This window comes from Roseovarius sp. CAU 1744, assembly GCF_039839345.1.
Classification (GTDB): domain Bacteria; phylum Pseudomonadota; class Alphaproteobacteria; order Rhodobacterales; family Rhodobacteraceae; genus Roseovarius.
This window is the reverse complement of the sequence record NZ_JBDOQV010000006.1, coordinates 235,324-259,464: the sequence shown is the minus strand read 5'-3', so window position 1 is coordinate 259,464 and position 24,141 is coordinate 235,324. Positions and strand designations below refer to the sequence as shown.

Genomic DNA, 24,141 nt, shown 5'->3' with positions numbered 1-24,141 from the left:
TGCGCCTGATTTGCGTCCGATAATCACCGGTTCAGTCTAGTTCACTTCTATCGCGGTCCGCCGTGTCAGTCCATCCCTGGCGACGGATTTAATTCAAGGAGTGGATAATGACCGTTCAACATCAAGTTTCCGTATTCAACGATGCGAAGGCCGACGCCTTTGCCCAGCGTTTCACTGGCACACTGAACGAGGCGGCGCTGGCGATCATGACCTCACTTGGCCACCGTGCCGGGCTGTTCGATGCGCTGGCGGCCAATCCGGGCCTGACTTCCGCCGCGTTGGCGGAAAAGGCGAAGGTCAACGAACGCTACCTGCGCGAATGGCTGGGTGTCATGGTGACCTCCGGTATCGTCGACTACAGCCCGGAGCCGGGCAGCTATACGCTGCCGCCTGAACACGCCGCCTTCCTGACCCGCGCGGCCAGCCCGAACAACATGGCCGTCACGACCCAGTTCATCGGGGTCGCCGCGTCGGTCGAGGACGAGATGCTCGACCGGTTCAAGACCGGCGAGGGCCTCTGCTACGGGCATTTCGACCGCTTTCACGAGGTCATGGCCGAAGGCAGCGCCCAGCTTGTCGTGGCAAATCTGGTCGACGGGATCTTGCCGGTCGTCCCGGACCTGATCGCGCGCCTGCAGGCCGGGATCGACGTGGCCGATTTCGGCTGTGGTGCCGGGCGGGCGATGCTGCGCCTTGCGCAGGCGTTTCCGAAAAGCCGCTTCACCGGTTTCGATCTCTGTGCCGACGCATTCGCCGCAACGGAGCGCGAAGCGCGCGCGGCGGGAATCGACAACCTTCGGTTCGAAGTCCGTGATCTATCGTCTGCGCAAAAGGTCGGCCGGTTCGATCTGGTTACCGCCTTCGACGCTGTTCACGATCAGGCGGATCCAAAGGGCTTCCTGGCGCTGATCCATCGGTCGCTGCATGACGGTGGCGTGTTCCTCATGCAGGATATCGGCGGATCGCGCGATCTGGAGAAGAATATCGGCAAGCCTTTCGCGCCGCTGCTCTACACGATCTCATCCATGCACTGCACGCCGATCTCGATCGGTCAGGGCGGCCCTGGCCTGGGGGCGATGTGGGGCGTGGAAACGGCCGAGGAATACCTTGCCGCCACCGGTTTTGCATCGGTCAAGACGCATCTCCTGCCGCATGATCCGATCAACGCATATTACGTGGCCCGCGTCTGAACGGGCCGGACCGAGAAAGGAAACCGTATGAAATATGCAGCCAAATTGCGGAACCCGCGGCGCCTGCGCGACAGCCTGCGGCAATGGGCCGGACGCCGACGGGAAAAGCGGAGAAGGCGACAGGAGGCCATCGCGCTGTCGCTCTTGCCGGAGCGCCTGCTGCGCGACATCGGGCTGGACGAGCGTGCCTCGCCGCGCGCCGTAGAGTTTCCATCCCCCAAATTCTGACATGATCGAAGAGGAAAAACCATGAAACCGTCCAACGTGGCCCCGGTCCTGATAATCGGTGCCGGGCTTTCGGGCCTTGCCTGTGCGCGGGCGCTTGCCCGGCAGGGCGTTCCGCTGACCATTCTCGACGCCGGCGACCGGGTCGCAGAGCCGTGGCGCAAGCGCCATCCCGCGCTGCGGCTCAATATTCACCGCCGTTTCGCCCGTCTGCCGGGCCAGGACGCGCCGCGCGCCGATGGCGCGTTCCTGAAACGCGACACGGTAATTGCGCATCTGGAACATTATGCTGACCGGCTGAACGTGCCGATCCATTTCGGGGCCAAGGTTACCGGCATAGCCAAATCTGCGTCCGGCTGGCAGGTGACTGCCACTTCCGGCACATATGCCGCCGCCCATGTGGTGATCGCCACCGGCCGGGATCGCGTGGCCTATTTGCCGGACTGGCCGGGGCGGGAGCAGTTCGGCGGAGAGCTGTTGCATGCCGCCGATCTTGGCGATGTTGCCCGGTTCGACGGAAAAAATGTGCTTGTCGTGGGGGCGGGCAATTCCGGCACCGACGTGCTCAACCACCTGGCGCGGAACAATCCGGCAGAAGTTCAGGTGTCGGTCCGCTATGGACCGGCGGTATTGCCGACGCGGGTAGGCGGTTTTCCGATGCACCGGCTGGCGCCGCTCTTTGCGGCGTTGCCTGCAGGTGCGCTTGACCCGGCGTTCAAACTGACCGAGCGGCTGTTCCTTGGCAACCTGCGGCGTTTTGGGTTGCCAAGCCATCCCGATGGCGGCGGTACCCGGATGCTGCGTGATGGTGTCACTTTCGCGCTCGACGATGGGTTCGTGGCGGCGCTGAAGGCCGGGCGGTTCCGGGTTGTCCCCCGGGTCGAACGGTTCGACAAGGCGCATGTGCACCTGGCCGGGGGGCGCATGTGCAAACCCGATGTCGTGATCGCGGCCACCGGCTATCGCACTGGGCTCTCTCCGCTGCTTGACCACCTTGGTGTGTTGGACGGTGCCGGGATGCCGAAACACCCGATGGGCGAGCGTGACCCGCAAAACCCGACATTGTGGTTCACAGGCTTCCGGCCGATCTTTACCGGTTATTTCGACGCCGCGCGGATCGCCGCGGATCGTATTGTTGCCGGCGTCGTCTCGGATACGGCAATTGCGAAAACCGGTGCGCAGCCATTGCATACCGCGCCGGGGCGCATGACGCCGGCCGATAGCGACGCCACCCCGGTCTGATGTCCGCGAAAGGCGTATCACGCGGGGCTGGCAAATCCGGCCCGCGTGCTTGCCGCGCTTGCCGGGTGCATTCCCAAGCCGAAGCGTCGACGACGCCACTGGACCGCCGGAACCTGGTCGGATGTCGTGGCTCATCGGCGAAGTTTGCGGCGCGCTGTGCTAGATTGCGCAAGAAGATCCGGGCGGCGCGGATGGTCACGGCCATGCGCCCGGCTTCAACACACGTGGCCGGAGCCGAGTGTACGTGCGTCCGGCCACACCCGAAACATTTGCGGCCAGCTTCAAACACGGAGCCATAAACATGAAATACATACGTATAAGCACCGGAAAAGACGGGCATTCTTATCTGACCGATCACGGCTGGCAACTTTTTGACGGCGATTTCACGCCACCCTCACCCGCCGGGTACAGTGTTACCGACACATTGCGCGCGACCGGCGTCTTGATGATGCACCATCCCGCCGGTTACCGGGACGAATGGCATTGCGCGCCTGCGCCGGTGCTGGGCACCGTACTGACAGGATCGGTCCGCATCGAAACCAGCGATGGCGATACGCGTGTGCTGTCGCCAGGCGATCAGTTTGTGGCGGCTGACCTGAGCGGTCGTGGACACAAGATGGAGGAAGTGAACGGCGGCCCGTATGACCTGGTGCTGGTGGCGCTGGAACGCGGTCAGGAGATGCTGCCGGGGCAGGTGGCGGAGTGAAACTCTATTACATGCCCGGCGCCTGCTCACTGGCGCCCCATATTGCCCTTCGTGAGGCCGGGCTGGAATTCACCCTGGTCGAGGTTGACTATCGGACAAGGCAGACTGAATGCGGTTGCGATTATCATGCGGTCAGCCCCAAGGGTTACGTCCCGGCGCTGGTGCTGGAGGATGGCGAGGTGCTGACCGAAGTACCGGTGATCCTGCAATTCGTCGATGGCCAGGCACCCAATGCCGGCCTGTTGCCCGCGTCGGGTCTGCGGCGTTTGCGGGCCCTTGAATGGCTGAACTTCGTTGCGACCGAGATTCACAAAAGCTTCAGCCCGCTCTTTCGGCCGACCACACCCGCGGCGTTCCTGAAGCCGGGCAGGGACCACCTGGCGCGCCGGCTTGCCGTTGTCGATCGTCACTTGAGCACGCACCGGTATCTGATGGCGGATGATTACTCGCTGGCCGATGTCTACCTGTTCACTGTTTGCCGCTGGTTGAAAGATCAGGAACTGACCGTTTCTGACTGGCCCGCGCTTCACAGGCATTTCGAGGCGGTTAGGGCGCGCCCGGCGGTCGAACAATCCCTGACCCGGGAGGGCCTTACAGATCTGCGCCCAGGCGGTTGAGGTCGCAAATTTGCGTCAGGCATGGGCGACAACGTTGGAGAACGGCGAAATCAATGACCTGCTCAGGGAAATACCGGGCTGATCGGGACGCGACCTACCGGGAATTGCAACGTGCCATCCCGGGGCTGGATGGCATGTACCGGCTGGTTTCCGCCCTGATCGCGGACCAAGCCGTGAATGGCAGCCGGGTGTTGATCGCCGGCGCCGGCGGCGGGCGCGAAATCGAAGCACTGGGCGCCGCGGCCAAAGCCCTTGATATCACCGCGGTCGATCCATCGAATGAAGGTCTGAGCGCGGCGAAACGGATCGCCGAACGAACCGGAGCCTCCGACCGGATCAATTTCTTCGGCGGAACCATGCGCGAACTGCCATCCGCGCTGCCCTTCGATTTTGCGACGTCGCTTTTGGTCATGCACAATCTTGGCGATGACGGCGCAAAATCAGACTATCTGTCCAAGCTGTACCGGCATCTTGCGCCGGGCGGCGTGCTGCTCCACGCGGATGTGTGTTGCGACGGGGACGCGGAAATCCAAGCCCTGACCCCGGCCTATATGGCTACTGCACGTCAGGCTGGCGTCGCGGCTGATGTGGCCCGCATCGAACGCGACGCGGTATCGCGCTTGCCGGTGATCTCTGTGGCCCGCACGGCTGAACTGTTCGCTGAGGCGGGGTTTTCACTGCCACGTGAGATTTTCCGAAGCCTGTGGTATCGGTGTTGGATCTGCACACGACCGGGGCCTTGATTGCACCACCAAATCCAGCAGAAAGGACGTATCTGTTGCCCGAATTGTCGACCTTGCTCACCTATATCGCCGTGCTGACCGGTTTTGTCTTCTTTCCCGGTCCGTCGATCCTTCTGACACTCACGCGGTCCTCGACTTCCGGCACCCGCGTGGGCATTGCGACAAGCCTTGGGATCGGGCTGGGTGACCTGTTCCACACGTTGATGGCCGTCGCTGGAATTTCAGCGATCCTGCTGGCATCCGCACAGGCGTTCACGATCATCAAGCTGCTGGGCGCCGGATACCTGATCTATATCGGCCTGCGCTCCTTGTTCGAAGGCCGCCTGCGCACGACCCAGGCACCGGGCGCACCGATCACCGTGCGCCAGGCGTTTCGTCAGGCGTGTCTTGCCGAGATACTGAACCCGAAATCCGCGATGTTCTTTCTTGCCTTCCTGCCGCAATTTGTCGATCCGGCACTTGGACGGATCGCCGGCCAGTTGACGGTTTTTGGTCTGCTCTTCGTGTTCATGGGGACGCTGGCCACGTTGACCATCGCGCTTGCCGCAGGCCGTGTCGGCCGGTTTCTCCGGCGAAATCCATGTGTCCAGCGCTGGCAATCGAAAGTGGTCGGCAGCATCTATTGTGCACTGGGAATACGGCTGGCGTTTCAGGAACGCTGAGCGGCGCAATCGAGTATCAGTCTTCGGATACCGGTCGCGCAATTGCAATACGCGGATTCCGCGAGGCTTCCGGGTCTGGTCCACCCGGCATATCATCTTTCTTCTGATGTCTGCGCCTTCGCCAATGACGTGATCGGCCTTGCAACGCCGAGTTCTATCTCGGAGAGTGAGGTGAACCTGTTGATCGCCCCCCGCGTTGCCGAAGACAGAAGGATAACGTCATGAAACTGTCCGACTTCAAAGCGCTGACATTTGACGTCTACGGTACGTTGATCGACTGGGAAACCGGCATGGTCACCGGCTTGAAGCCCCTGACGGACAAGGTCAGCCGCGCACTGACCCGTGACGACATCCTGGAGGCGCATGCATATTACGAATCGACCACGCAACGGTGGACCCCGTCCAAAAAGTATTTCGAACTGTTGCCTGTCGTGTATCGCCGCCTTGCCGAGGAATGGGGCGTCGAGGTGACATGGGAAGAGTGCCAGGCTTATGGCCTATCGGTGCGGCAGTGGCCCGCTTTCGACGACAGCCGCGAGGCGCTGGCATATCTCAAGCAACATTACCGACTTGTCGTTCTGACCAACACCGACAACCTCAGTTTCCAGGGATCGAACGCGCGGTTGGGCGTCCATTTCGATGGCGTTTATACCGCCGAGGATATCGGCAGCTACAAGCCAACTGACCGAAATTTCGACTACATGCTGGAAACGCTGGCGCGCCAGGGCATTCAGAAACACGAAATTCTGCACACGGCCGAAAGCATGTTTCACGATCATGCGCCGGCCAACAAATTCGGACTGGCCAATTGCTGGATCTACCGCCGTCACGACAAGGAAGGTTTTGGCGCCACGATGAACCCCGGTGAAATGCCGACATATGATTTCCGGTTCACCAGCATGAAGGATATGGTAGCGGCCCATCAGGCAGAGTTGGCTGGCTAACACACCGGGTGGCGGCCATATTTCCTGACAGGTTCAAGAGCTTCCACGATCCGGTTCGCAGCGTGGCACGCAACACGCGTCACAGCAGATCTTTTGGCACGTCGCCCCGGAAAAACGCGTCCAGATTGTCGAGCGCGCGAAACCCCATGGCATCGCGGGTCTTGCGCGTCGCGCTGCCGATATGGGGTAGCATGAAGATGTTTTCCCGATCCGCAAATTCAGGGTTTCCGCCAGGCTCGGAGGCAAAGCAATCCAGGCCGGCTGCGGACAGTTTGCCGGTTTCAAGAGCACCGAGCATCGCTGTTTCATCAACCAAAGCACCCCGCGCTGTATTCACGAACACCGCTCCGTCGGGCAATTGGTCAAAGCGTTGGGCATTCATCAACCCCTCGGTTTCCGGGGTGGAAGGGCAATGCAGCGACAGGAAATCCGCCACGGGCAACAGGCTTTCGATACTGTCGCAATAGGTGGCACCTTGTTCTTGGTCAGGGTTCAGGCGGGTACGGTTATAGTAATGGATATCCATTCCGAAGCCACGGGCCTTGTCGGCAAATGCGCGGCCCACCCGGCCCATGCCGATGATCCCGAGACGGGCGCCAGTGACCTGTTTGCCGACCATGAAACTGGGTGACCAGAAGTTCCAGGCACCGGTGCGCACCAACCGATCGCCTTCGACGGCGCGCCGGGCCGCGCCCAGCATCAGCAGCATGGCAATCTCGGCGGTGGCGTCCGACAGCACATCGGGCGTGTTGGTGACGGCAATGCCGCGCGATCTGAGCGCGGGAAGGTCGCAATGGTCAACGCCGACCGAGTGATTGGCGATGATTTTCAATCTTGGATCAAGCCGTGCCGCCACCTCGGCCGTGAACAGCTCTGAGTGGCACGGGATGATCCCGTCGACCTGCGCGCTCATTGCCACGATGTCATCGGCGCTGCTCAGGCCATCCTCCCAGTTGATGACGCATTCATAGGTGGCCTGGGCGCGTTCCAACGTGGCGTCGGAAAGGCGGCGGGGTATCCAGATGGTCGGGCGCGCCATCTACTTGTCTTTCCGGATTGCTTCCTGCCAAAAGTCGAAAAGTGCCAGGGCGATGACGAAAATTGCAATTACCATGAACGGAAGCCCACCCTTGAAGCCGGCGAAACCGGTTGAGATCGAGTGCGACAGGCCGATGACGAAGGTCATCATCAGCGCGGTGCCGATGGCGGCGACAATCACGGTAACCAAACGGGACATGGGCGTTCCTTTCTATTTCTCTTCGGCAAGACTGCGCAGCATCCAGGCTGCCGTGCGCATCAGGCGGTCATCTTCCTCGGCCGCGCCAATCAGCTGAACACCGATCGGCAGACCGGTCGATCCGACCAGCAGCGGCAGGGTCAGGCATGGCAGGCCCGCAAGCGTCCAGATCGTGCAATAGATCGCGTCACCGGTATTACCTTCCGACAGCGCAAGCGCCTCACCGCTGGCCGATGGTGCCATGATAGCATCGAAATCATTGAAATGTTCGACAAAGAAGGCATCGGCAGTCTCCTTGACGGCGAGGGCATCCTGATACTGGTCCTCGCCAATGGCCAGTCCGCGCCTGACGGCCGCGCGCATTTCCGAACTGATCGTCGCGCCATGATCGGCGACCAGTTGTTCCATCTGGCGGGCAATCTCATAATCGTAGATCGTCTTGTGGACATCGGTCAGACCGGCAAGCTGGGGCGCCGCGTCAAAACGCTCGACACGGGCGCCAAGTGCTTCGATCACCGCGTCCAGCCCGTCGCGGGCATCTTCCGACAATCGGTCGTGATAAGGCATGTCGAACCAGGCGATGTCGGGCGCGACCGGCGGGTCGGATCGGGCACCTTCCAGCAATGACGGGCGCGGCCGCGCGAAACTTGCCGGGTCGGCGGCGTCAAACCCGCTGAGCACATCGGTCAGAAGGCCCATATCTTCGAGTGTGTTGGCGAAGACACCCACCTGATCCAGCGAACCCGAGGTGCGCAACAATCCGCTGCGCGAGATCATCCCGCGCGTGGGCTTCAACCCGTAAGTGCCGCAGAACGAGGCCGGCCGGATGACCGATCCACCGGTCTGGGTGCCCACCGCAAGCGGGACATGACCGGCCGCCACCGCCGCCGCCGACCCGCTGGATGAGCCCCCCGGCGTATGCGCCGCGTTATGCGGATTGGTGGTGTGGGTCGGGTGCAGATACGCAAGCTCCGCCGTCGTGGTCTTGCCCAAGATGACCGCACCGGCCTCACGCAACCGGTCGACGATCAACGCATTCGCCTCGGCCTGGCGCCCGGCAAAGACTGGCGATCCGCATTCGGTCGGCAGAAACCGGGTGTCTATGATGTCCTTGAGCCCAACGGGTACACCGTGCAGCGCGCCGGTGGCCTTGCCCGATTTGCGAATGCGGTCCATCTCGTGCGCCTGCGCGAGCGCGATGTCCTGATCGAGCTGCGCCCAGGCCCTGATCTGGCCGTCGGTCTTGGCAATCCGGTCAAGACAGGCCTGCACCAGTGCGGCCGAACTGATCCGCCCGTCGCGGATGGCCCGGGCGGCGTCGACGGCGCTCAGTCGGGTCAGATCGTCCTGTATCACGGAATGTACTCGCCAAAGAGATAATCCGGGAACCAGAGCGCGATGCCGGGGAACTGGTACATCAGCACCATGCACAGGATCACGATCGCCAGATACGGCATCAGACCCTTGAAGATCTCGATGAGTTCAATCTTACTTTTGAGTACGCCCTTGAGGTAATAGGCCGACATCGCCATCGGTGGCGTCAGGAACGAGGTCTGCAGGTTCAGCGCAACCAGCATGGCGAAGAAATAAGGGTTGACCCCGAAAGTATCCAGCATCGGCAGGAAGATGGGCACGAATATGATCAGGATCTCGGACCATTCCAGGGGCCAGCCCAACAGGAAGATGATCAGCTGCGCCAGAATCAGGAACTGCCAGGGCTCCAGGTTCATTGCCAGGAACCAGTGTTCGATCACGTCATGCCCGCCGAGGAAACTGAAGACACTGGCAAAGGTCCAGGAGCCTACGAAAAGCCAGCACACCATCGCCGTCGCCTTGGCGGTCAGAAACACGCTTTCCTTCACCTTCTGCCAGGTGAGCGAGCGGTAAAGCATTGCCAGCACCAGCCCGCCGAGCGCACCCATCGCCGCAGCCTCGGCCGGTGTGGCCAGCCCGCCCAGGATCGAGCCCAGGACCAGCATGATCAGCACCGTCAGCGGCACGAAGCTGACCAGCAGATCCAGGTAGATCTTCGACACTGGCGGAATGTCCTCCTGCTTCGGTTTGGGGGCGATCGAGGGGTTCAGCATGGTGCGGATCATTACGTAGACGATATATAGCCCTGCCAATAGCAGACCCGGAAAGACCGCCGCCGCATAGAGCCGCAGAGGCGATAGCTCGGCAATGGCCGCATAGACGATCAGCATGATCGAAGGCGGAATAAGGATGCCCAGCGTACCGCCTGCACAAATCACGCCGGAGGCGAAACTCTTGTTGTAATTGGCATTTGCCATCGCCGGATAGGCCAGTAGCCCCATCAGCGTGACCACGGCGCCGACGATGCCCGAGGCGGTTGAGAACACCGCACAGGTCAGCAGCGCCGCGATTGCAAGGCTGCCCGGCAGATTGCGCGCGGCCATGTAGAGCGAGAAAAACAGCCGGTCGACGATATTGGCGCGTTCCACCACGTAGCCCATGAACAGAAAGAGCGGGATGGCGACCAACGTGTCGTTTTCCATCACCGAGTAGGTGTTCTGGTTCAACAGATAGAAGATGTTGTTGTCGAAAATGCCCGCGAAGCTGTCGGGCAGGCCCTGAAAATAGGCGTAATAACCAAATCCCACGCCCATGGCGAGCAGGGTGAAGGCGATGGGAAAGCCCAGCAGGACCAGGACGATGAACAGGCTGAGCATCAGAATGGCGACTTGGGGATCAGTCATCGGCAGGGCCTCTTTCTTGTCGTGGTTTCGGGCAATGCCGGTTTACTTGTCATCTGGTAGCGGCACGGGGATCGCGGTTTCGTCCATGTGCATCAGCATGTCTTCGGTCTCGTGAACGTCATCCAGCCGTTCGAGCCACTGGCCCGAGCGCATCGCCAGCCAGCAGCGCATCATCTCGGCCACGCCCTGCAGCATCAGCAGGAAACCGGCGACCGGGATGAGCGTCTTGAAGAAATAGATCTGGATGCGTGCCGGGCTGTTCCAGCTCACTTCCTTGTAGCGCCAGCTGTCGGCGGCGATTTCCCAGCCGTACCAGAACAGGGCCATCATGCCGGGGAAGAAGAAGAGGATATAGAGGATGAAATCGACGCGTGCCTGCCAGCGCACGGGGAATAGCCGGTACAGTACGTCACCCCGCACGTGGGCGTCCTGCGCCAGCGCATAGGGCCCGGCCATCAGGAACAGCGCCCCGTACATCTGCACCATCATGTCAAAGGCCCAGACCGTCGGCGCGTTCAGCACGTAGCGCACGAAAACCTCATAGCTGACCGACAGGGTCAGGATCAGGATGCACCAGCCAAAGGCCTTTCCGACCCACTGGCTGAGCCCCTCTATCATATGGATGAATTTAACCACCGTTACCCCCCGGGATTGCCCTGCCGGTCAACGGGGGCCGCGCAAGGCGGTCCCCGGACGATCTTTGGACCTTAACCGTGATCAGCCAAAGTAGTGCTTGTAGGCCAGCTTGTAGTCAGGCTGGTTCAGGTTGAGGTAGTTCATCACGTTTTCGGCATAGGCCTTCTGGCTGTCGACGACCTTGGCAAAGAAGGCATCTTCCGCCGAAATCCGATCAATCACGATGTCCCACGCCTTCAGCTGTTCCGCCATCACGCTGTCGGGCGTGCGGTAGACATTCACGCCCTGCTCGTCCCGCAGGGTGGTCAGGTCATCCGCGTAGCGTTTCGTGTTGTGCCAGTAGAAGTTCGAGTTTTCGGCCTCGGACGCGTATTTCAGAATGGCCTGCAACTCAGGCGCCAGGCTGTCGTACTTCTGTTTGTTGAAAGTGCACTCGAAGAACTCCTGCGACTGGTGGAACGAGGCCAGGTGGTAGTGCTTGGACACATCCTGCATGCCAAAGTCCCGATCCGAGGTCGGGTTGTTGAACTCGGCCGCATCGATGAGCCCCGATTTCATCGCCGGCTGGATTTCCCCGCCGGGCAATTGAACCACCGACATGCCCATCTCCAGCAGAACGTCTGCCGCCAAACCAACGGTCCGGTACTTGAGGCCCGACATCTGACTGGCATCGGTGATCTCTTCCTTGAACCAGCCCAGTGGCTGCGCGGGCATTGGCGAGTTGAAGAACGACACGACGTTCAGTCCCAGGCTGGCCATCAGTTCGTCAAACAGTTCCTGTCCGCCGCCGTAGTGGACCCAGCCCAGCACTTCCTGGCTGGACCAGCCGAAGCAGGGGCCGGTTCCGAAGAGCGATGCAGCCTTGGATTTTGAATACCAGTAGGCCGGCACATAGTGTGCCGCATCCAGAACGCCGCGATGCACCGCATCCTGCATCTGGCTGGTCTTGACGACCGAGTTGACCGGCAGAAGGTCAATCGTCAATGCGCCACCGGACATTTCGTTGACGCGGTTCACATAGGATTGCGCGTTTTCCAGAAAGATGCCGCCGCCCCAGGCCGCCTGCATCTTCAGAGTAACGCCATCGTTCTGTGCGATGGCCGGCGTCGCGAGCGCACCAGCCCCCGCAAGTGCCGAGCCGCGCAGGAATTTCCTGCGATTCAGTGATTTTGTCATGTTTCCTCCCAGTTTTTTATCCGCTGCTCCGTGGCGCAACAGAAAGATCAGATGCGAACGATATTCATCGATGCACCAGGTTCGGGAGTCCGTTTGCGAATTGCAGGATTGCTAGCACAATCAGCTTCGGACACTCTCCCCCCTCGTTATTTCTAAGCCGCGGATTGTTCTAAGTACAGAAAAATTGGATAGTGAAACTTACCAATTACCCAAAGGTCGGCTATTCTCCTGACTTGCGAGTGCGGATTTGGCCTCTTTTCTTTGTCACGATCGGCATGGAAATGCTGCAGTGCAGGGCCGCATTGGAATATGCCGACCCGGTACGGATAATAACCTGCAAAAACTGCGGGATGATGCCTTTCCCCCGCAATGCGTCGGACCGCGAATTGCATGCATTGGGTGCAGGTACCGGGATCATCAGCCCAGAGCCTTGGGGCGATTGAGGGGTAACCCAGTCAATCTCATCAGGTGAATTCCAAGTCCGCAAGCTGACCTTGATCCAACCCCATTCTGACGCCCGCAAAGCGGATCAGGCGCCCATTCGCTGCGACGGCGCGGATGACCGCCTGCCTGCTCTTTACAAGCGGGCCGTGACGCACTATCGCGGATCTACGCAGGGGAGTCCCGCCCAAGGGACTGAGAGGCTGAATGGGTGAAAACCCGGTGACGCGACCCTTTGAACCTGACCCAGCTGACACTGGCGTAGGAAGCTAAGGTTGCATCGCCACAACCGGCCCGTGCAACCAGAACAGAAGGCGCGTTTCGCCTTCGGCTCCTCTCCAAACTCATCTGGTGTTTTTTTGAGACTAGAGCTTGAGGAGCGCCAAAATGAACGTGCCGAACCCGAAAATCACCACTGGCGAATTGCCCGCCTCGCGCAAGATTTACGTCGCGGGCGAAATTCATCCCGATATCCGCGTGCCCATGCGCGAGATTTCGACCCATCCCACGGCGGGAGAAGCGCCGCTGCCGGTTTATGACAGCTCGGGACCATATACCGACCCCGAAGTGCCGTCTGACATTATGCAGGGCCTCAATCCGCTGCGCGCCGAATGGATTCATGCGCGCGGAGATGTCGAAGCATATGAAGGGCGCGAGATCACGGCTGCTGACAACGGTTTTGCCGAGGGGGACAGGCTGACCCCGGATTTTCCGGTTAAACCGCGCCCGCTGCGCGGCAGGTCTGGTGCGGCTCCGACCCAGCTGGCCTATGCCCGTGCCGGGATCATTACACCGGAAATGGAGTTCGTGGCGATCCGCGAAAACCAGTTGCGAGAGACCTCTCCCTGTCACCGGGATGGCAACGATTTTGGCGCCAGTATTCCCGACTACGTGATGCCGGAATTCGTCCGTGGAGAAATTGCCGCGGGCCGCGCAATCATCCCCGCCAATATCAACCACCCTGAAAGCGAACCGATGATCATCGGGCGCAACTTCCTGGTCAAGGTCAATGCCAATATGGGAACCTCGGCTGTGACCTCCAGCATGGAGGAAGAAGTGGACAAGCTGGTCTGGGCCATCCGGTGGGGTGCGGACACGGTGATGGACCTCTCCACCGGGCGCAACATCCACAACACGCGTGAATGGATCATCCGTAACAGCCCGGTGCCGATTGGCACTGTCCCGATCTATCAGGCGCTGGAGAAGGTGAACGGCATCGCCGAGGATCTGACCTGGGAAGTGTTCCGCGACACGCTGATCGAACAGGCCGAACAGGGGGTGGATTACTTTACAATCCACGCCGGTGTGCGCCTGCACATGGTGCCGATGACGGTCAACCGGGTGACCGGCATCGTGTCGCGCGGCGGATCCATCATGGCGAAATGGTGCCTCCATCACCACAAGGAAAGCTTCCTGTACGAGCATTTCGAAGAAATCTGCGACATTTGCCGCGCCTATGACGTGTCGTTCTCTTTGGGCGACGGGCTGCGTCCCGGCTCGATCGCGGATGCCAATGATGAGGCGCAGTTTGCGGAGTTGGAAACCCTGGGCGAACTGGCCAGGATCGCCTGGGCCAAGGATTGCCAGGTGATGATCGAAGGTCCGGGCCATGTCGCCATGCACAAGATCAAGGAGAACATGGACAAGCAGCTGGAATGCTGCCACGAAGCGCCGTTCTATACGCTTGGGCCGCTCACCACTGACATCGCTCCGGGGTATGACCATATTACCAGCGGAATTGGGGCGGCGATGATCGGCTGGTACGGCTGCGCGATGCTGTGTTACGTGACGCCGAAAGAGCATCTTGGCCTGCCTGACCGGGATGACGTGAAGACCGGGGTCATCACCTACAAGATCGCGGCCCATGCCGCCGACCTGGCGAAGGGGCTTCCCGGTGCACAGCGCCGCGATGACGCGCTTTCACGGGCGCGGTTCGAATTCCGTTGGGAAGACCAGTTCAACCTGTCGCTCGACCCGGACACGGCACGGGATTTCCATGATCAGACTTTGCCGAAGCAGGCGCACAAGGTGGCGCATTTCTGTTCCATGTGCGGGCCCAAGTTCTGCTCGATGCGGATTTCCCACGATATTCGTGCCGAAGCGCAAAAAGAGGGGATGGAAGCCATGGCCGCGAAGTTTCGCGAAGGGGGCGATCTGTATATCCCCATCAAGGAGCCGGGCGAATGATCACGATCGCCGGGGCCGGTCTTGCCGGCCTCGCTTCGGCCCTGGAACTTGCACGCTCCGGGGCGTCGGTACGGGTTTACGAGGCCGGACCTGAGATCGGAGCCTGCAGTGCCGCCCGGTTTGCGGGTGGTATGCTGGCGCCCTGGTGTGAACGCGAAAACGCCGAAGAGGAGGTGATCACCCTGGGGGCTGCGGCAACTGATTGGTGGGCTGAAATCACACCGGTCACGCGCCACGGCACATTGGTTGTGGCCGCACCGCGCGATCAGGCCGAACTGGCCCGCTTCGCCCGGCGCACAACGGGGTTCCGAAACGTGGACGGGGCCCGGATCGGCAATCTGGAACCGGATTTGGCAGGCCGGTTTTCGCGGGGGCTGTTCTTTGAATCAGAGGCTCACCTGAACCCGCGCCGCGCCCTTCGTGACCTGGCAAGAGCCGCGCAGGCCCAGGGTGTTGAAATCCTCCTTGGCACCAGGTCGCCGGATCGCGTGGACCTGGATTGCCGAGGCATCAACGCCCCGCTGCCGGACCTGCGCCCGGTGCGGGGTGAGATGGCAATTCTGCAGTGTCCCGAAATCGCGATTGGACGCACCATTCGCCTGTTGCACCCGCGCATCCCGCTTTACCTCGTGCCGCGCGGGGAAGGGGTCTTCATGATTGGCGGCACGATGATCGAAAGCTCCTCTAGGCGGGCAGTGAGCTTGCGGTCGCTTTCGGAATTGTTGGGGGCGGCCTTTACCATCCATCCCGGTTTCGCCGAGGCCAGCGTCCTCGAAACCGGCGCCGGCCTGCGCCCGGCCTTTCCCGACAACCTCCCCCGTCTCGTGCAACGAGGCGGCATCCTGCACCTGAACGGGCTTTACCGCCACGGCTTCCTGCTGGCCCCAGCCATGGCGGTCAGGGTGGCCCGACATTTCTTTCCGGAGACGTCCCATGCAAATCACAGTGAATGCGAAACCCTATGACATTTCCGCCGAAACGCTTGGTGCGGCACTTGCCGAGCTTGGCTTTGCCAGCCCAGCCATTGCCACGGCGTTGAACGGTCGGTTCGTGCCGACATGCGCACGCGACACGATACTATTGGCCACAGGCGACCAGTTGGAAGTGCTGGCGCCAATGCAGGGCGGATGAGATGCGCGTTTACGACACCGAGATCACCTTGCCGTTGTTTCTGGGAACCGCGCAGTACCCGTCGCCCGCGATCCTGCAAGAGGCGATTGCCGTCAGTCGCTGCGAGGTTGTCACCGTCAGCCTGCGCCGTGAAACGGTTGACGGCACGGGCGCGGCGTTCTGGGATATGCTGCGCGCAACGGGCACACGTATCCTGCCCAACACCGCCGGGTGCCATTCGGTACAAGAGGCCGTGACGACGGCACAAATGGCCCGAGAGGTTTTTGCCACCGACTGGATCAAGCTAGAAGTGATTGGTCATGCCGACAATCTCCAACCGGATGTCTTTGCCCTGGTTGAGGCCGCAAATATCCTGGTAGCGGACGGTTTCAAGGTCTTTCCATACATGACGGATGACCTGGTTGTCGGCGAAAAGCTGCTGGAAGCCGGGTGTCAGGTGCTGATGCCCTGGGGCGCGCCGATCGGATCCGGCCAGGGATTGCGCGCGCCCGATGCCCTGCGCGCGATGCGCGCGCATTTCCCCGGGGTGCCCTTGATCGTTGATGCCGGGATCGGGCGGCCGTCTGATGCAGTTCAGGCAATGGAGCTGGGTATGGACGCGATCCTGCTCAACACGGCGGTGGCCAGGGCAGGCGACCCGGTGGGCATGGCTCGGGCCATGGCGCTGGCGGTTGAGGCCGGGCGCGCAGGCCATGCCGCCGACCCGATCGAGCGACGCGATATTGCGGTCCCCTCCACCCCGGTTCTGGGTATCGCGGAATTGATGTGATGGAGCGCTTCTACCTGATTGTCGGCGACGTGGAGCGGTTGGAGCTTTTGGTGCCGCAGGGCGTGAAGCTGGTACAATTGCGGATCAAGGATTGCCCAACACCCGAGATACGTCGTCAGATCGCGCGCGCGCGCGATTTCTGTGCCCTACATGGTGCCCGGCTGGTTGTGAACGATTACTGGCAGATGGCGCTGGATTTACGCTGTGGCTTCGTCCATCTGGGGCAGGAGGACATGGATAACACCGATTTCGCTGCCCTGCGCCGGGCTGGCGTGCAGTTCGGCCTATCCACCCATGACGAAGCTGAACTTGACCGTGCCTTGTCGCTTGATCCCGCCTATGTGGCGCTTGGCCCGGTCTATCCGACATTGCTGAAAAAGATGAAATGGGGACCACAGGGATTGGGCCGCGTGTCCCGCTGGAAGGAAAGGGCAGGGGCTACACCGCTGGTTGCCATCGGAGGGCTGACACCTGAGCGTGCAGCCGGTGCTCTTGCTGCCGGAGCGGATAGTGTTGCGGTGGTGACTGACATCCAGCAAGCAACCGACCCCGCGGCACGCGTCCGCGAATGGCTTCGGGTGTGCAGATCATGAATCGATATGTGCGCCAGATGCAACTGCCCGAGGTCGGCCAGGCCGGTCAGGCAAGGCTGGCCAACGCCCGTGTGGCCGTGGTGGGCGCCGGCGGCCTTGGCTGTCCGGTGTTGCAATACCTCGCGGGCGCCGGTGTCGGGCAGATCATGATCTTCGACCCGGACACTATCGAGGAAAGCAACCTGCACCGTCAGCCGATCTATGGAATGGCGGACCTGGGTAGGCCCAAGGCGGAAGCGGCGCGCGATGTCCTGTGCGCACTTAATCCGCAGGTCAAGGCAGAGGCGCATGTCACGGCAATAGGCCCCGGCATGGCCCCAAAGGTCGCGGCAATGGCGGATCTGGTGATCGACGCGGCTGACAGCTTTGCGGTTTCCTACATCCTGTCTGATGTGTGCCTGGCGGCCGGAACACCGCTTGTTTCGGCAAGTGTTCTGGGCCAAACGGGCTATGTCGGCGGGTTTTGCGGCGTCGCACCCTCTTTGCGCGCGGTTTTTCCAGAGCTTCCAACAACAGGCGCGACCTGTGCAACAGCGGGTGTCTTGGGGCCGGTGGTCGGCGTCATCGGGACCCTGCAGGCCCAGATCGCGCTTCGCGTGCTTCTGGCGGCGGAACCGTCCGCGCTGGGCAACATGGTCACAGCCGATCTTGCTGCATTGCGTTTTGGCGGGTTCACCTTTCTGGGAAGTCCCGAACCCGAAAATGCTATCCCCTTCATCGCGACTCATATGGTCCGTGACAGCGATCTGATCGTTGAACTTAGGGATCAATTCGAGGCACCGGACAAGATCACGGACCGGGCCATTCGCCTGTCGGAATCCGACCTGCTATCGCGCGCGCCGGTTCCGGGGCAAAGAATGGTCCTGTGCTGTCAGACCGGCTTGCGGGCCTGGCGGGCGGCGCACGCATTGCAGGCCCGGGGCCCCGCCAAGCTTGCCCTGCTGGCCGCGAAAGCCTGTACATGAAAACGATAATGATCGTCGGTGGCACGGACAGCAGCGGGGGCGCGGGCCTGACCCGTGACGCCTTAGTCGCCCGCACATTTGGGTTTGACGTGCTCCCCATCGTTACCGCCGTTACCGCGCAATCGAATGAAAAACTGTTTTCTACGCAGGTCATGCCCGCGGATTTGGTGGTGCGCCAGATACAGACCGCACTGACCACAACCGACCCCGCCGCGATCAAGATCGGGATGTTGGGCAACAGCGGAATTGCCGAGGCCGTCGCCCATGAAATTCGTGGACGATCCTGTCCGCTCGTCGTCGATCCGGTCCTCAGATCAAGTTCCGGGGGAGAGCTCATGTCCGGCCGATTTCCCCGAAGGCTGGTGTCACAGGCCCGACTGATCACCCCCAACCTGCCCGAATCCGCAGCTCTTGCAGGCTGCGCTCTGGCAAACACGGATGCCCAAATCGCGACCCAGGCAGCGTGGTTCCTGTCCCAGGGGGCAGAGGCTGTGTTGATTAAGGGAGGTCACGCAACGGGCGAGACCTCTGCCGACCACCTGTTCAGCGGGTCCGAAAGGCACGTCTTGGCGACACCCAGGTTTGAAACAACCTTGCGCGGCACTGGATGTGCGCTGGCCACCGCGATCGCCTGCGGCCTTGCCGAAGGGTATGATCTTTATCCGGCCTGTTTGATGGCAAAGAAATTCATACACGGCTGGTTCCGCGAGGCAGCCGCGTATTGAATTCCACCAAAACAGAATTCGCCTAACCTGGCATTCACCCTCGGGGCGGCATCAATTCCTTCGGGCTGATTCACGCCATGAGGCGTTGCAGAGCAGCGCGCCCATAGCGCGGTCCGAGTTCGGATGCCCGGCACAACTTTCGCGCAGAAAACAGCGATTCTTTGTTGCTGTTCGGCTTGGAACGTAAACGAAGCCATTTATTGAACATGCGGCAAACAATGCCTGGATTTGGCAGAGGCAGTGGGGCTGGTCCGAAGCTCGCTTGCGCGCCGATCCAAGCGAAAACCCATGACGCCGGTTATCCGAACGGCGCGGTAATGTTGACCTGGCCAGGACCGTTCGAAAAAATATGCGCCGGTGGCTTCATTCACTACCGGCGCATAAAGATTGTCACATTCGGTGTTATTTTCGCAGCTCGGTCCAGATCGCGGTGTAGTATTCCAGCGCTTTGGGCGAGCAAGTCGGCAGGAATTTACCCGCCGATTTCAGCTCGTCCGGAATGACAATTTCCGGTGCGTCTTCCATGTCTGCGGGCATGAATGCCTCGGACCCTTCGATCCCGTTGGCATAGCGTGCAAAGGCCGAGATCAGCCCGGCGTTTTCAGGCTCCATGATGAAGTTCAGGAACTGGTAGGCTTCGTCGATATTCTTGGCATCGGACAAGAGCGCGACCGAATCCATCCACAGCGGAAAGCCTTCCTTGGGATAGCCGAACTTGACCTTGTCGTTCTGAAGGCGCGCGCGGAAGACGGCGCCGTTCCAGTAGACCGAGGCGAGCATGTCGTTGGCGGCAAGCTTGGGTGTCGCGCCGTAATCCATCGACTGCCATTTCGGCTTGGCCGCCATCAGCACGTCACGGGCCTTTTTCAGCACCTCGGTGTCTTCGGTGCAAGGTTCACCGCCGACATACATCAGCGCCAGCGACAGAACATCGTTCATTTCCGGTGCAACGTTGATCTTGCCGACCAGCTCTTCGGGCGGGTCAAGAAACATCGCCGAGGTATTGATGTCGCCGGAATAGGTATCCTCGTTCACGGCGATACCCACCGAGCCCCACTGCCACGGAATGGTGTAGGTTCTGCCCGGATCCCAGGGCACATCCAGCCATTGGGAGGCGATGTTTTCGTGGTTCGGAAGCCTGCTGAGATCCAGTTGCTGGATCAGCCCTTTTTCAACATAGATCGGGATGTAGTTGGCCGATGGTACGACAAGGTCATAACCGCCTCCCCCAGCCTCAACCTTGGATAAGGCCGTATCGTTGCTGTCATAGTCCGAAACCGTGACCTTGATCCCTGTCTCGGCTTCGAATTTCTCCAGCAGTTCCGGGCTGGTGTAATCACCCCAGTTGAACAGCTGTAATTCGCCCTCGGCGCTGGCGAACACCGTGCTGGCCAGCAATGCCCCTATGGCGGACATCATTCTTTTCATTTTCGTCTCCCTGTTGGTTTTCGTTTATTAGTAGGCCGTCAATCCTTGTTGCGGGTCAGCAGGAAAAATCCGGTCAGCATGACCACCGTAAGCCCCAGGAGCAGGGTTGAAATCGCGTTTACCTCGACGGTGAAATTCCGCCGAATCTGACCCAGCATATAAGTCGGAAGCGTATCCTGACCTGCTGATTTTACAAACAAAGATATGATTACGTCATCCAGCGAAGTGATGAAGGCCAGCATGAAACCCGCAATGATCGCCGGCGCCAGCATCGGCAGGGTAACATGGCGAAATGTCTGCCAGGGGGTCGCATAGAGATCGGAGGCGGCGGTCTCGAGCGTGACGTCCATCCCTTCAAGTCGCGCCCGGATCGGCAGGTAGGCGAAGGGAATGCAAAAGGCCGAATGCGCGATGATCAGATAGCCCAGACCCTGGTAACCGGTTGCAACCTTGATAAAGCCGAACAGGATCAACAGGGCCACGGCGGTCACGATCTCTGGCACCATCAGCGGCTGGTTTATCATCAGATAGACAAAGGTCTGTCCGCCGGTCCGCTTTCGCCGCGTCGTGCCCAACGCCGCCAGTACAGCAACCGAGGTCGAGATGACCGCCGCCGCGGTCGCGATGATCAGGGATCTGATGGTGGCATCCTTGACCTGTTCGTTGGCCCAGGCGCGCGGGAACCATTGCAGCGAGAATCCTTCCCATACGGCCGGAGACGGGCCTGCATTGAACGCGAACAGCACCAGCAGAACGATGGGCAGGTAAAGCAGCACCAGCACCGTGATCGCGACGGCGCCGAAACCTGGCAGGCGAGAGACGGAGAACGCGCGCTCAGCCATGGCCGTTATCCCGGTTGGCATATCGGATATAGACGAAAAGGGCCGCGGCGACGGCGATCAGCAGCGTCACTGACAGGGCCGCCCCGAGCGGCCAGTTACGGCCGGCGCCGAACTGTAGCTCGATAAAATTGCCGATCATCATGTTGCGCCCGCCCCCCAGGATGCGCGGCGTCACATAGGCCCCGAGCGACGGGATGAAGACAAGGATCGACCCCGCGATGATCCCGGGCTTGACGATCGGCAGCACGATGTTTCGCAAGACCTGCCAGCGGCTGGCGTAAAGGTCATAGCCCGCCTCCAGCAGGCGCATGTCGAACCGGTCGATCGTGGCATAGAGCGGCAGGACCATCAGAGGCAGATAGACATAGGTCATCCCCATGAAGACCGCGAAATCGGTATAGATGATCTGGATTGGCTCGCTGATCGCTCCGGTCCACATCAGAAACGTGTTCAATACGCCCTCGTTGCGAATGATCTGGTTGACGGCGAAAGTGCGCACCAGAAGGTTGGTCCAGAACGGGATGGTGATCAGGAACAGCAGGATCGTCCGCATCCGCTGGCTGCGGGTTGCAATGTACCAGGCGGTCGGAAACCCGACGACAAAGGCGAAGAGCGTCGTGTAGAGCGAAAGTTTCAGTGATCGCCAGAAAATCAGCAGATGCGCATCGGCCAGCTTGTACGTGCCGTCGAAGATATCGCGCGAATAAAGGATTCCGATCCACGCATCGAGCGAGAATACCCAGTCGACATTGCCGTATTTCCCCTTGGTGAGGAAGGAATAGACAAGGATGATGATAAGCGGCCCGGACGCCGCGAAAAACAGCACGAAGAGTGCGGGCGCCGACAGCAGCCAGGATGTGCGCCTGGCCTTGCGGTCAGCCAGTTCTTCGGCGGCGCTGCTCATGAATCCAGCACCTGCAATGCGCCGGGCGCAAATCTGAGGCCAACCGTCTCCCCCCGTTTCAGACCGATCTCTCCGGAGGGCGGGCTTTGCAGCCGTGCCACGATTTCCGTCTGATCGGCCAACCTCATGTGGCAATGCGTATCGGTCCCGAAATAGACCGTGTCGGTGATCGTGGCCGACAGGTTGGCGCTTTCTTCGGCTGAACAGAGGCGCACCTGTTCGGGGCGCACCGCCAGTGTCACCTCTCCTTCATGGCCTTCGGTGACCACGGCCAGCAACTCTCCTGATGACAGCCGGACCTGATCCTTTTCGATGCGGCCTGACAGGAAATTGGTTTCTCCGATGAAATCGGCAACAAAACGGTCTACCGGATGATTGTAGATTTCCCGCGGCGTCCCGATCTGCAGGACTGCGCCGGACTGCATCACGGCGACCCGGTCGGACATCGTCAGCGCCTCTTCCTGATCGTGGGTCACGAAGATGAAGGTGATACCGGTTTCGACCTGCAGCCGCTTGAGTTCAAGCTGCATTTCCTTGCGCAGTTTAAGATCAAGCGCCGATAGCGGCTCGTCCAGCAACAAGACCTTGGGTTCCGGCGCCAAGGCGCGCGCCAGTGCCACGCGCTGCTGCTGTCCGCCCGACAATTGCTGCGGCTTGCGGGCCGCAAAGTCTTCTAGCTGCACAAGCGAGAGCATCTTGTCGACGGCCTGCCTGATCTCGGACCGGGGGCGCCCGAGCATCTTGAGGCTAAACCCAATGTTCTCCGCAACGTTGAGATGGGGAAACAGTGCGTAACTTTGAAAGACTGTGTTGACCGGGCGCGTGTTGGGGGGATCTGTCGTGATGTCCTGGCCGTGAAGCAGGATCTGACCGTCGGTGGGTACCTCGAATCCCGCAATCAATCGCAAAAGTGTCGTCTTTCCGCATCCCGAGGGGCCCAGCAAGGTAAAGAACTCACCCTGTTCGATACTGACCGATACCCCATCCAACGCGCGAACCGTATGTGAGCCGGTGCCATATTCTTTACACGCGGCGCGAGTCTCGACCGCAATTACTGAACTCAAGGCTGTCCCTCCGTTTCTCCGGGTCAGTTGAGCCGATATGACTCGTGCTGACAAGAGGGCCGTGTACGCAACTTTCGCTGGCCTGTGGCAAACTGCCTGACATAAGCGACAAGCGGGCAGGGCGACCATGGAACAGATCAATGATTGCGGACGGTTCCGCCCGCATGACGACCCTGCACCCCCGAGGAACCTGCGAAGTTGAACGAATTCCGGTTTGGGAAACCAGCACCATTCCAGGTGACGCTGAGCTGAATGTCCGGTTCGCGCCGAAACACGCACGTTACCAGCCAGACATGCGGCCTGTTGCAGGCGATTTCGACAATGGATTTCCGAAAATCAGGTGCAGTAATCCCTCAGGCGGGGTCAAAAACCAACCGGATGAAATCACGGTAGAGGAGCATTTGTTTGGGCAACAGCGATTTGTCACCCATGACCCTGGACAGGATGATGCCGCCATCGCCGACGGCAGAAAACATATCGGCAAGGTCATCGAGATCGACCTTGATCCGTGGCTCGTAACGGGCGGCGATTTTCTCGATGCGTTCGCGGAATCGTTCGCGCCAACACAGGACCGCCTTGGCATTGATATCGCGCACCTCCTGATCAAAGAGCTGTTCATGATAACAGACCGAAGCCACGATACACCCGGGATGACCGTTTGGAAGATCCTCGAAAACCTTGGCCAGAAGTTTGAGCGCAATCAGAAGGCTGTGCAGCGGATCCTCGCTCAGTTCGTCGGCCTCAGCGAAAACCTGGTCAAAAACCAGGCCGTCCTGATCGATGTAGCGTTCAAGCAGGGCGCGCGCCAGGTTCGTCTTGTCCCGAAAGTGATAGAAGAAGCCGCTCTTTGAGATCCCAACCTCGGCGATCAACTCATCAATCGAAGTTGCGGAAAACCCCTTCGCCAGTATCGCCGCCTCTGCCGCCTCCAGGATCTGTTCCCGCGTCTGCGTGCTTGGATTCGCCACTCTTTGTCCCCGGTACCCGCTTTCGTCGG

The 24,141-nt window shown here is 60.5% G+C and carries 26 protein-coding genes and 1 riboswitch; of the genes, 16 read left to right on the top strand and 10 right to left on the bottom strand.

Features of this window, described 5'->3' with window-relative positions; translation table 11 throughout:
• Window positions 1-107 precede the first annotated feature (107 nt).
• The 8 genes from AAFO92_RS14155 to AAFO92_RS14120 all read left to right on the top strand — a co-directional run bounded on the left by AAFO92_RS14155 (window position 108) and on the right by AAFO92_RS14120 (window position 6,329).
• Entirely contained in the window at window positions 108-1,190 is a 1,083-nt protein-coding gene (locus tag AAFO92_RS14155) for a methyltransferase domain-containing protein (protein WP_347536198.1), read from the top strand.
• 27 nt (window positions 1,191-1,217) lie between these two features.
• Entirely contained in the window at window positions 1,218-1,418 is a 201-nt protein-coding gene (locus AAFO92_RS14150; RefSeq protein ID WP_347536196.1) for a hypothetical protein, read from the top strand.
• 21 nt (window positions 1,419-1,439) lie between these two features.
• Window positions 1,440-2,657, top strand: a complete 1,218-nt coding sequence (locus AAFO92_RS14145) for an NAD(P)/FAD-dependent oxidoreductase (RefSeq protein WP_347536195.1) — start codon at window positions 1,440-1,442, stop codon at window positions 2,655-2,657.
• A gap of 301 nt (window positions 2,658-2,958) precedes the next feature.
• Window positions 2,959-3,363, top strand: coding sequence for a hypothetical protein (locus AAFO92_RS14140; RefSeq protein ID WP_347536194.1), 405 nt, complete (start codon window positions 2,959-2,961; stop codon window positions 3,361-3,363).
• The gene (gstA, locus tag AAFO92_RS14135; protein ID WP_347536193.1) at window positions 3,360-3,980 is read left to right on the top strand and encodes a glutathione transferase GstA; all 621 of its coding nucleotides are present in this window, start codon (window positions 3,360-3,362) and stop codon (window positions 3,978-3,980) included. Before AAFO92_RS14140 ends, gstA begins: the two co-directional genes overlap by 4 nt.
• Window positions 3,981-4,114: 134 nt before the next feature.
• Window positions 4,115-4,723: a class I SAM-dependent methyltransferase gene (locus AAFO92_RS14130; protein WP_347536192.1), complete on the top strand. Its 609-nt coding sequence runs from the start codon at window positions 4,115-4,117 to the stop codon at window positions 4,721-4,723.
• Window positions 4,724-4,758: 35 nt separating this feature from the next.
• A complete protein-coding gene (locus AAFO92_RS14125; protein ID WP_347536191.1) occupies window positions 4,759-5,385 on the top strand; it encodes a LysE family translocator in 627 nt (208 codons plus the stop codon).
• 221 nt (window positions 5,386-5,606) lie between these two features.
• Entirely contained in the window at window positions 5,607-6,329 is a 723-nt protein-coding gene (locus tag AAFO92_RS14120) for a haloacid dehalogenase type II (protein ID WP_347536190.1), read from the top strand.
• Window positions 6,330-6,408: 79 nt separating this feature from the next.
• Here the strand turns inward: AAFO92_RS14120 and AAFO92_RS14115 are convergent, their stop codons facing one another.
• The 6 genes from AAFO92_RS14115 to AAFO92_RS14090 form a co-directional block, all read right to left on the bottom strand.
• Window positions 6,409-7,368, bottom strand: coding sequence for a D-glycerate dehydrogenase (locus tag AAFO92_RS14115; protein WP_347536189.1), 960 nt, complete (start codon window positions 7,366-7,368; stop codon window positions 6,409-6,411).
• On the bottom strand, window positions 7,369-7,566 hold the full coding sequence (locus AAFO92_RS14110) for a hypothetical protein (RefSeq protein WP_347536187.1): 198 nt from the start codon (window positions 7,564-7,566) through the stop codon (window positions 7,369-7,371). It lies immediately after the preceding gene.
• 12 nt (window positions 7,567-7,578) lie between these two features.
• Window positions 7,579-8,922 (bottom strand): amidase, encoded by a 1,344-nt coding sequence (locus tag AAFO92_RS14105; protein WP_347536185.1) that lies wholly within the window; start codon window positions 8,920-8,922, stop codon window positions 7,579-7,581.
• Window positions 8,919-10,283, bottom strand: coding sequence for a TRAP transporter large permease subunit (locus tag AAFO92_RS14100; protein ID WP_347536183.1), 1,365 nt, complete (start codon window positions 10,281-10,283; stop codon window positions 8,919-8,921). The genes AAFO92_RS14105 and AAFO92_RS14100 overlap by 4 nt, the downstream gene beginning before the upstream one ends.
• Window positions 10,284-10,325: 42 nt before the next feature.
• On the bottom strand, window positions 10,326-10,919 hold the full coding sequence (locus AAFO92_RS14095; RefSeq protein WP_347536181.1) for a TRAP transporter small permease subunit: 594 nt from the start codon (window positions 10,917-10,919) through the stop codon (window positions 10,326-10,328).
• An 81-nt stretch (window positions 10,920-11,000) separates the two neighbouring features.
• Window positions 11,001-12,095: a TRAP transporter substrate-binding protein gene (locus AAFO92_RS14090; protein ID WP_347536179.1), complete on the bottom strand. Its 1,095-nt coding sequence runs from the start codon at window positions 12,093-12,095 to the stop codon at window positions 11,001-11,003.
• Window positions 12,096-12,700: 605 nt separating this feature from the next.
• A riboswitch (TPP riboswitch) is annotated at window positions 12,701-12,821 on the top strand.
• Window positions 12,822-12,923: 102 nt separating this feature from the next.
• Between AAFO92_RS14090 and thiC the strand changes: the two genes are divergently transcribed.
• From thiC to AAFO92_RS14055, 7 genes are read left to right on the top strand one after another with little or no spacing between them, the layout of a single operon-like run.
• Window positions 12,924-14,723, top strand: a complete 1,800-nt coding sequence (thiC, locus tag AAFO92_RS14085) for a phosphomethylpyrimidine synthase ThiC (RefSeq protein ID WP_347536177.1) — start codon at window positions 12,924-12,926, stop codon at window positions 14,721-14,723.
• On the top strand, window positions 14,720-15,688 hold the full coding sequence (locus AAFO92_RS14080) for an FAD-dependent oxidoreductase (protein ID WP_347536175.1): 969 nt from the start codon (window positions 14,720-14,722) through the stop codon (window positions 15,686-15,688). The genes thiC and AAFO92_RS14080 overlap by 4 nt, the downstream gene beginning before the upstream one ends.
• Window positions 15,657-15,854, top strand: a complete 198-nt coding sequence (thiS, locus tag AAFO92_RS14075; protein ID WP_347536174.1) for a sulfur carrier protein ThiS — start codon at window positions 15,657-15,659, stop codon at window positions 15,852-15,854. The genes AAFO92_RS14080 and thiS overlap by 32 nt, the downstream gene beginning before the upstream one ends.
• A 1-nt stretch (window position 15,855) precedes the next feature.
• A complete protein-coding gene (locus tag AAFO92_RS14070; protein ID WP_347536172.1) occupies window positions 15,856-16,623 on the top strand; it encodes a thiazole synthase in 768 nt (255 codons plus the stop codon).
• Entirely contained in the window at window positions 16,623-17,216 is a 594-nt protein-coding gene (locus AAFO92_RS14065) for a thiamine phosphate synthase (RefSeq protein WP_347536171.1), read from the top strand. The genes AAFO92_RS14070 and AAFO92_RS14065 overlap by 1 nt, the downstream gene beginning before the upstream one ends.
• Entirely contained in the window at window positions 17,213-18,181 is a 969-nt protein-coding gene (locus tag AAFO92_RS14060) for a HesA/MoeB/ThiF family protein (protein ID WP_347536169.1), read from the top strand. The genes AAFO92_RS14065 and AAFO92_RS14060 overlap by 4 nt, the downstream gene beginning before the upstream one ends.
• Entirely contained in the window at window positions 18,178-18,906 is a 729-nt protein-coding gene (locus AAFO92_RS14055; RefSeq protein ID WP_347536167.1) for a hydroxymethylpyrimidine/phosphomethylpyrimidine kinase, read from the top strand. The genes AAFO92_RS14060 and AAFO92_RS14055 overlap by 4 nt, the downstream gene beginning before the upstream one ends.
• 402 nt (window positions 18,907-19,308) lie before the next feature.
• On the opposite strand, the gene AAFO92_RS14050 is transcribed toward AAFO92_RS14055, so the two are convergent.
• From AAFO92_RS14050 to AAFO92_RS14035, 4 genes are read right to left on the bottom strand one after another with little or no spacing between them, the layout of a single operon-like run.
• Window positions 19,309-20,334: an extracellular solute-binding protein gene (locus AAFO92_RS14050; RefSeq protein WP_347536165.1), complete on the bottom strand. Its 1,026-nt coding sequence runs from the start codon at window positions 20,332-20,334 to the stop codon at window positions 19,309-19,311.
• 38 nt (window positions 20,335-20,372) lie between these two features.
• A complete protein-coding gene (locus AAFO92_RS14045; protein WP_347536163.1) occupies window positions 20,373-21,176 on the bottom strand; it encodes an ABC transporter permease in 804 nt (267 codons plus the stop codon).
• Window positions 21,169-22,080 (bottom strand): ABC transporter permease, encoded by a 912-nt coding sequence (locus tag AAFO92_RS14040; RefSeq protein ID WP_347536161.1) that lies wholly within the window; start codon window positions 22,078-22,080, stop codon window positions 21,169-21,171. The genes AAFO92_RS14045 and AAFO92_RS14040 overlap by 8 nt, the downstream gene beginning before the upstream one ends.
• Window positions 22,077-23,132, bottom strand: a complete 1,056-nt coding sequence (locus AAFO92_RS14035; RefSeq protein ID WP_347536383.1) for an ABC transporter ATP-binding protein — start codon at window positions 23,130-23,132, stop codon at window positions 22,077-22,079. Before AAFO92_RS14035 ends, AAFO92_RS14040 begins: the two co-directional genes overlap by 4 nt.
• 152 nt (window positions 23,133-23,284) lie before the next feature.
• Between AAFO92_RS14035 and AAFO92_RS14030 the strand changes: the two genes are divergently transcribed.
• A complete protein-coding gene (locus AAFO92_RS14030; protein WP_347536159.1) occupies window positions 23,285-23,995 on the top strand; it encodes a hypothetical protein in 711 nt (236 codons plus the stop codon).
• Window positions 23,996-24,141 lie beyond the last annotated feature (146 nt).

Excerpts from the sequence above, each read along its gene's own strand:
- AAFO92_RS14155 (WP_347536198.1), top strand. The coding sequence starts at position 108 with ATGACCGTTCAACATCAAGTTTCCGTATTCAACGATGCGAAGGCCGAC.
- AAFO92_RS14150 (WP_347536196.1), top strand. The coding sequence starts at position 1,218 with ATGAAATATGCAGCCAAATTGCGGAACCCGCGGCGCCTGCGCGACAGC.
- AAFO92_RS14145 (WP_347536195.1), top strand. The coding sequence starts at position 1,440 with ATGAAACCGTCCAACGTGGCCCCGGTCCTGATAATCGGTGCCGGGCTT.
- AAFO92_RS14140 (WP_347536194.1), top strand. The coding sequence starts at position 2,959 with ATGAAATACATACGTATAAGCACCGGAAAAGACGGGCATTCTTATCTG.
- AAFO92_RS14130 (WP_347536192.1), top strand. The coding sequence starts at position 4,115 with ATGTACCGGCTGGTTTCCGCCCTGATCGCGGACCAAGCCGTGAATGGC.
- AAFO92_RS14120 (WP_347536190.1), top strand. The coding sequence starts at position 5,607 with ATGAAACTGTCCGACTTCAAAGCGCTGACATTTGACGTCTACGGTACG.
- AAFO92_RS14115 (WP_347536189.1), bottom strand. The coding sequence starts at position 7,368 with ATGGCGCGCCCGACCATCTGGATACCCCGCCGCCTTTCCGACGCCACG.
- AAFO92_RS14110 (WP_347536187.1), bottom strand. The coding sequence starts at position 7,566 with ATGTCCCGTTTGGTTACCGTGATTGTCGCCGCCATCGGCACCGCGCTG.
- AAFO92_RS14100 (WP_347536183.1), bottom strand. The coding sequence starts at position 10,283 with ATGACTGATCCCCAAGTCGCCATTCTGATGCTCAGCCTGTTCATCGTC.
- AAFO92_RS14090 (WP_347536179.1), bottom strand. The coding sequence starts at position 12,095 with ATGACAAAATCACTGAATCGCAGGAAATTCCTGCGCGGCTCGGCACTT.
- thiC (WP_347536177.1), top strand. The coding sequence starts at position 12,924 with ATGAACGTGCCGAACCCGAAAATCACCACTGGCGAATTGCCCGCCTCG.
- AAFO92_RS14080 (WP_347536175.1), top strand. The coding sequence starts at position 14,720 with ATGATCACGATCGCCGGGGCCGGTCTTGCCGGCCTCGCTTCGGCCCTG.
- thiS (WP_347536174.1), top strand. The coding sequence starts at position 15,657 with ATGCAAATCACAGTGAATGCGAAACCCTATGACATTTCCGCCGAAACG.
- AAFO92_RS14070 (WP_347536172.1), top strand. The coding sequence starts at position 15,856 with ATGCGCGTTTACGACACCGAGATCACCTTGCCGTTGTTTCTGGGAACC.
- AAFO92_RS14065 (WP_347536171.1), top strand. The coding sequence starts at position 16,623 with ATGGAGCGCTTCTACCTGATTGTCGGCGACGTGGAGCGGTTGGAGCTT.
- AAFO92_RS14060 (WP_347536169.1), top strand. The coding sequence starts at position 17,213 with ATGAATCGATATGTGCGCCAGATGCAACTGCCCGAGGTCGGCCAGGCC.
- AAFO92_RS14055 (WP_347536167.1), top strand. The coding sequence starts at position 18,178 with ATGAAAACGATAATGATCGTCGGTGGCACGGACAGCAGCGGGGGCGCG.
- AAFO92_RS14050 (WP_347536165.1), bottom strand. The coding sequence starts at position 20,334 with ATGAAAAGAATGATGTCCGCCATAGGGGCATTGCTGGCCAGCACGGTG.
- AAFO92_RS14045 (WP_347536163.1), bottom strand. The coding sequence starts at position 21,176 with ATGGCTGAGCGCGCGTTCTCCGTCTCTCGCCTGCCAGGTTTCGGCGCC.
- AAFO92_RS14040 (WP_347536161.1), bottom strand. The coding sequence starts at position 22,080 with ATGAGCAGCGCCGCCGAAGAACTGGCTGACCGCAAGGCCAGGCGCACA.
- AAFO92_RS14030 (WP_347536159.1), top strand. The coding sequence starts at position 23,285 with ATGATTGCGGACGGTTCCGCCCGCATGACGACCCTGCACCCCCGAGGA.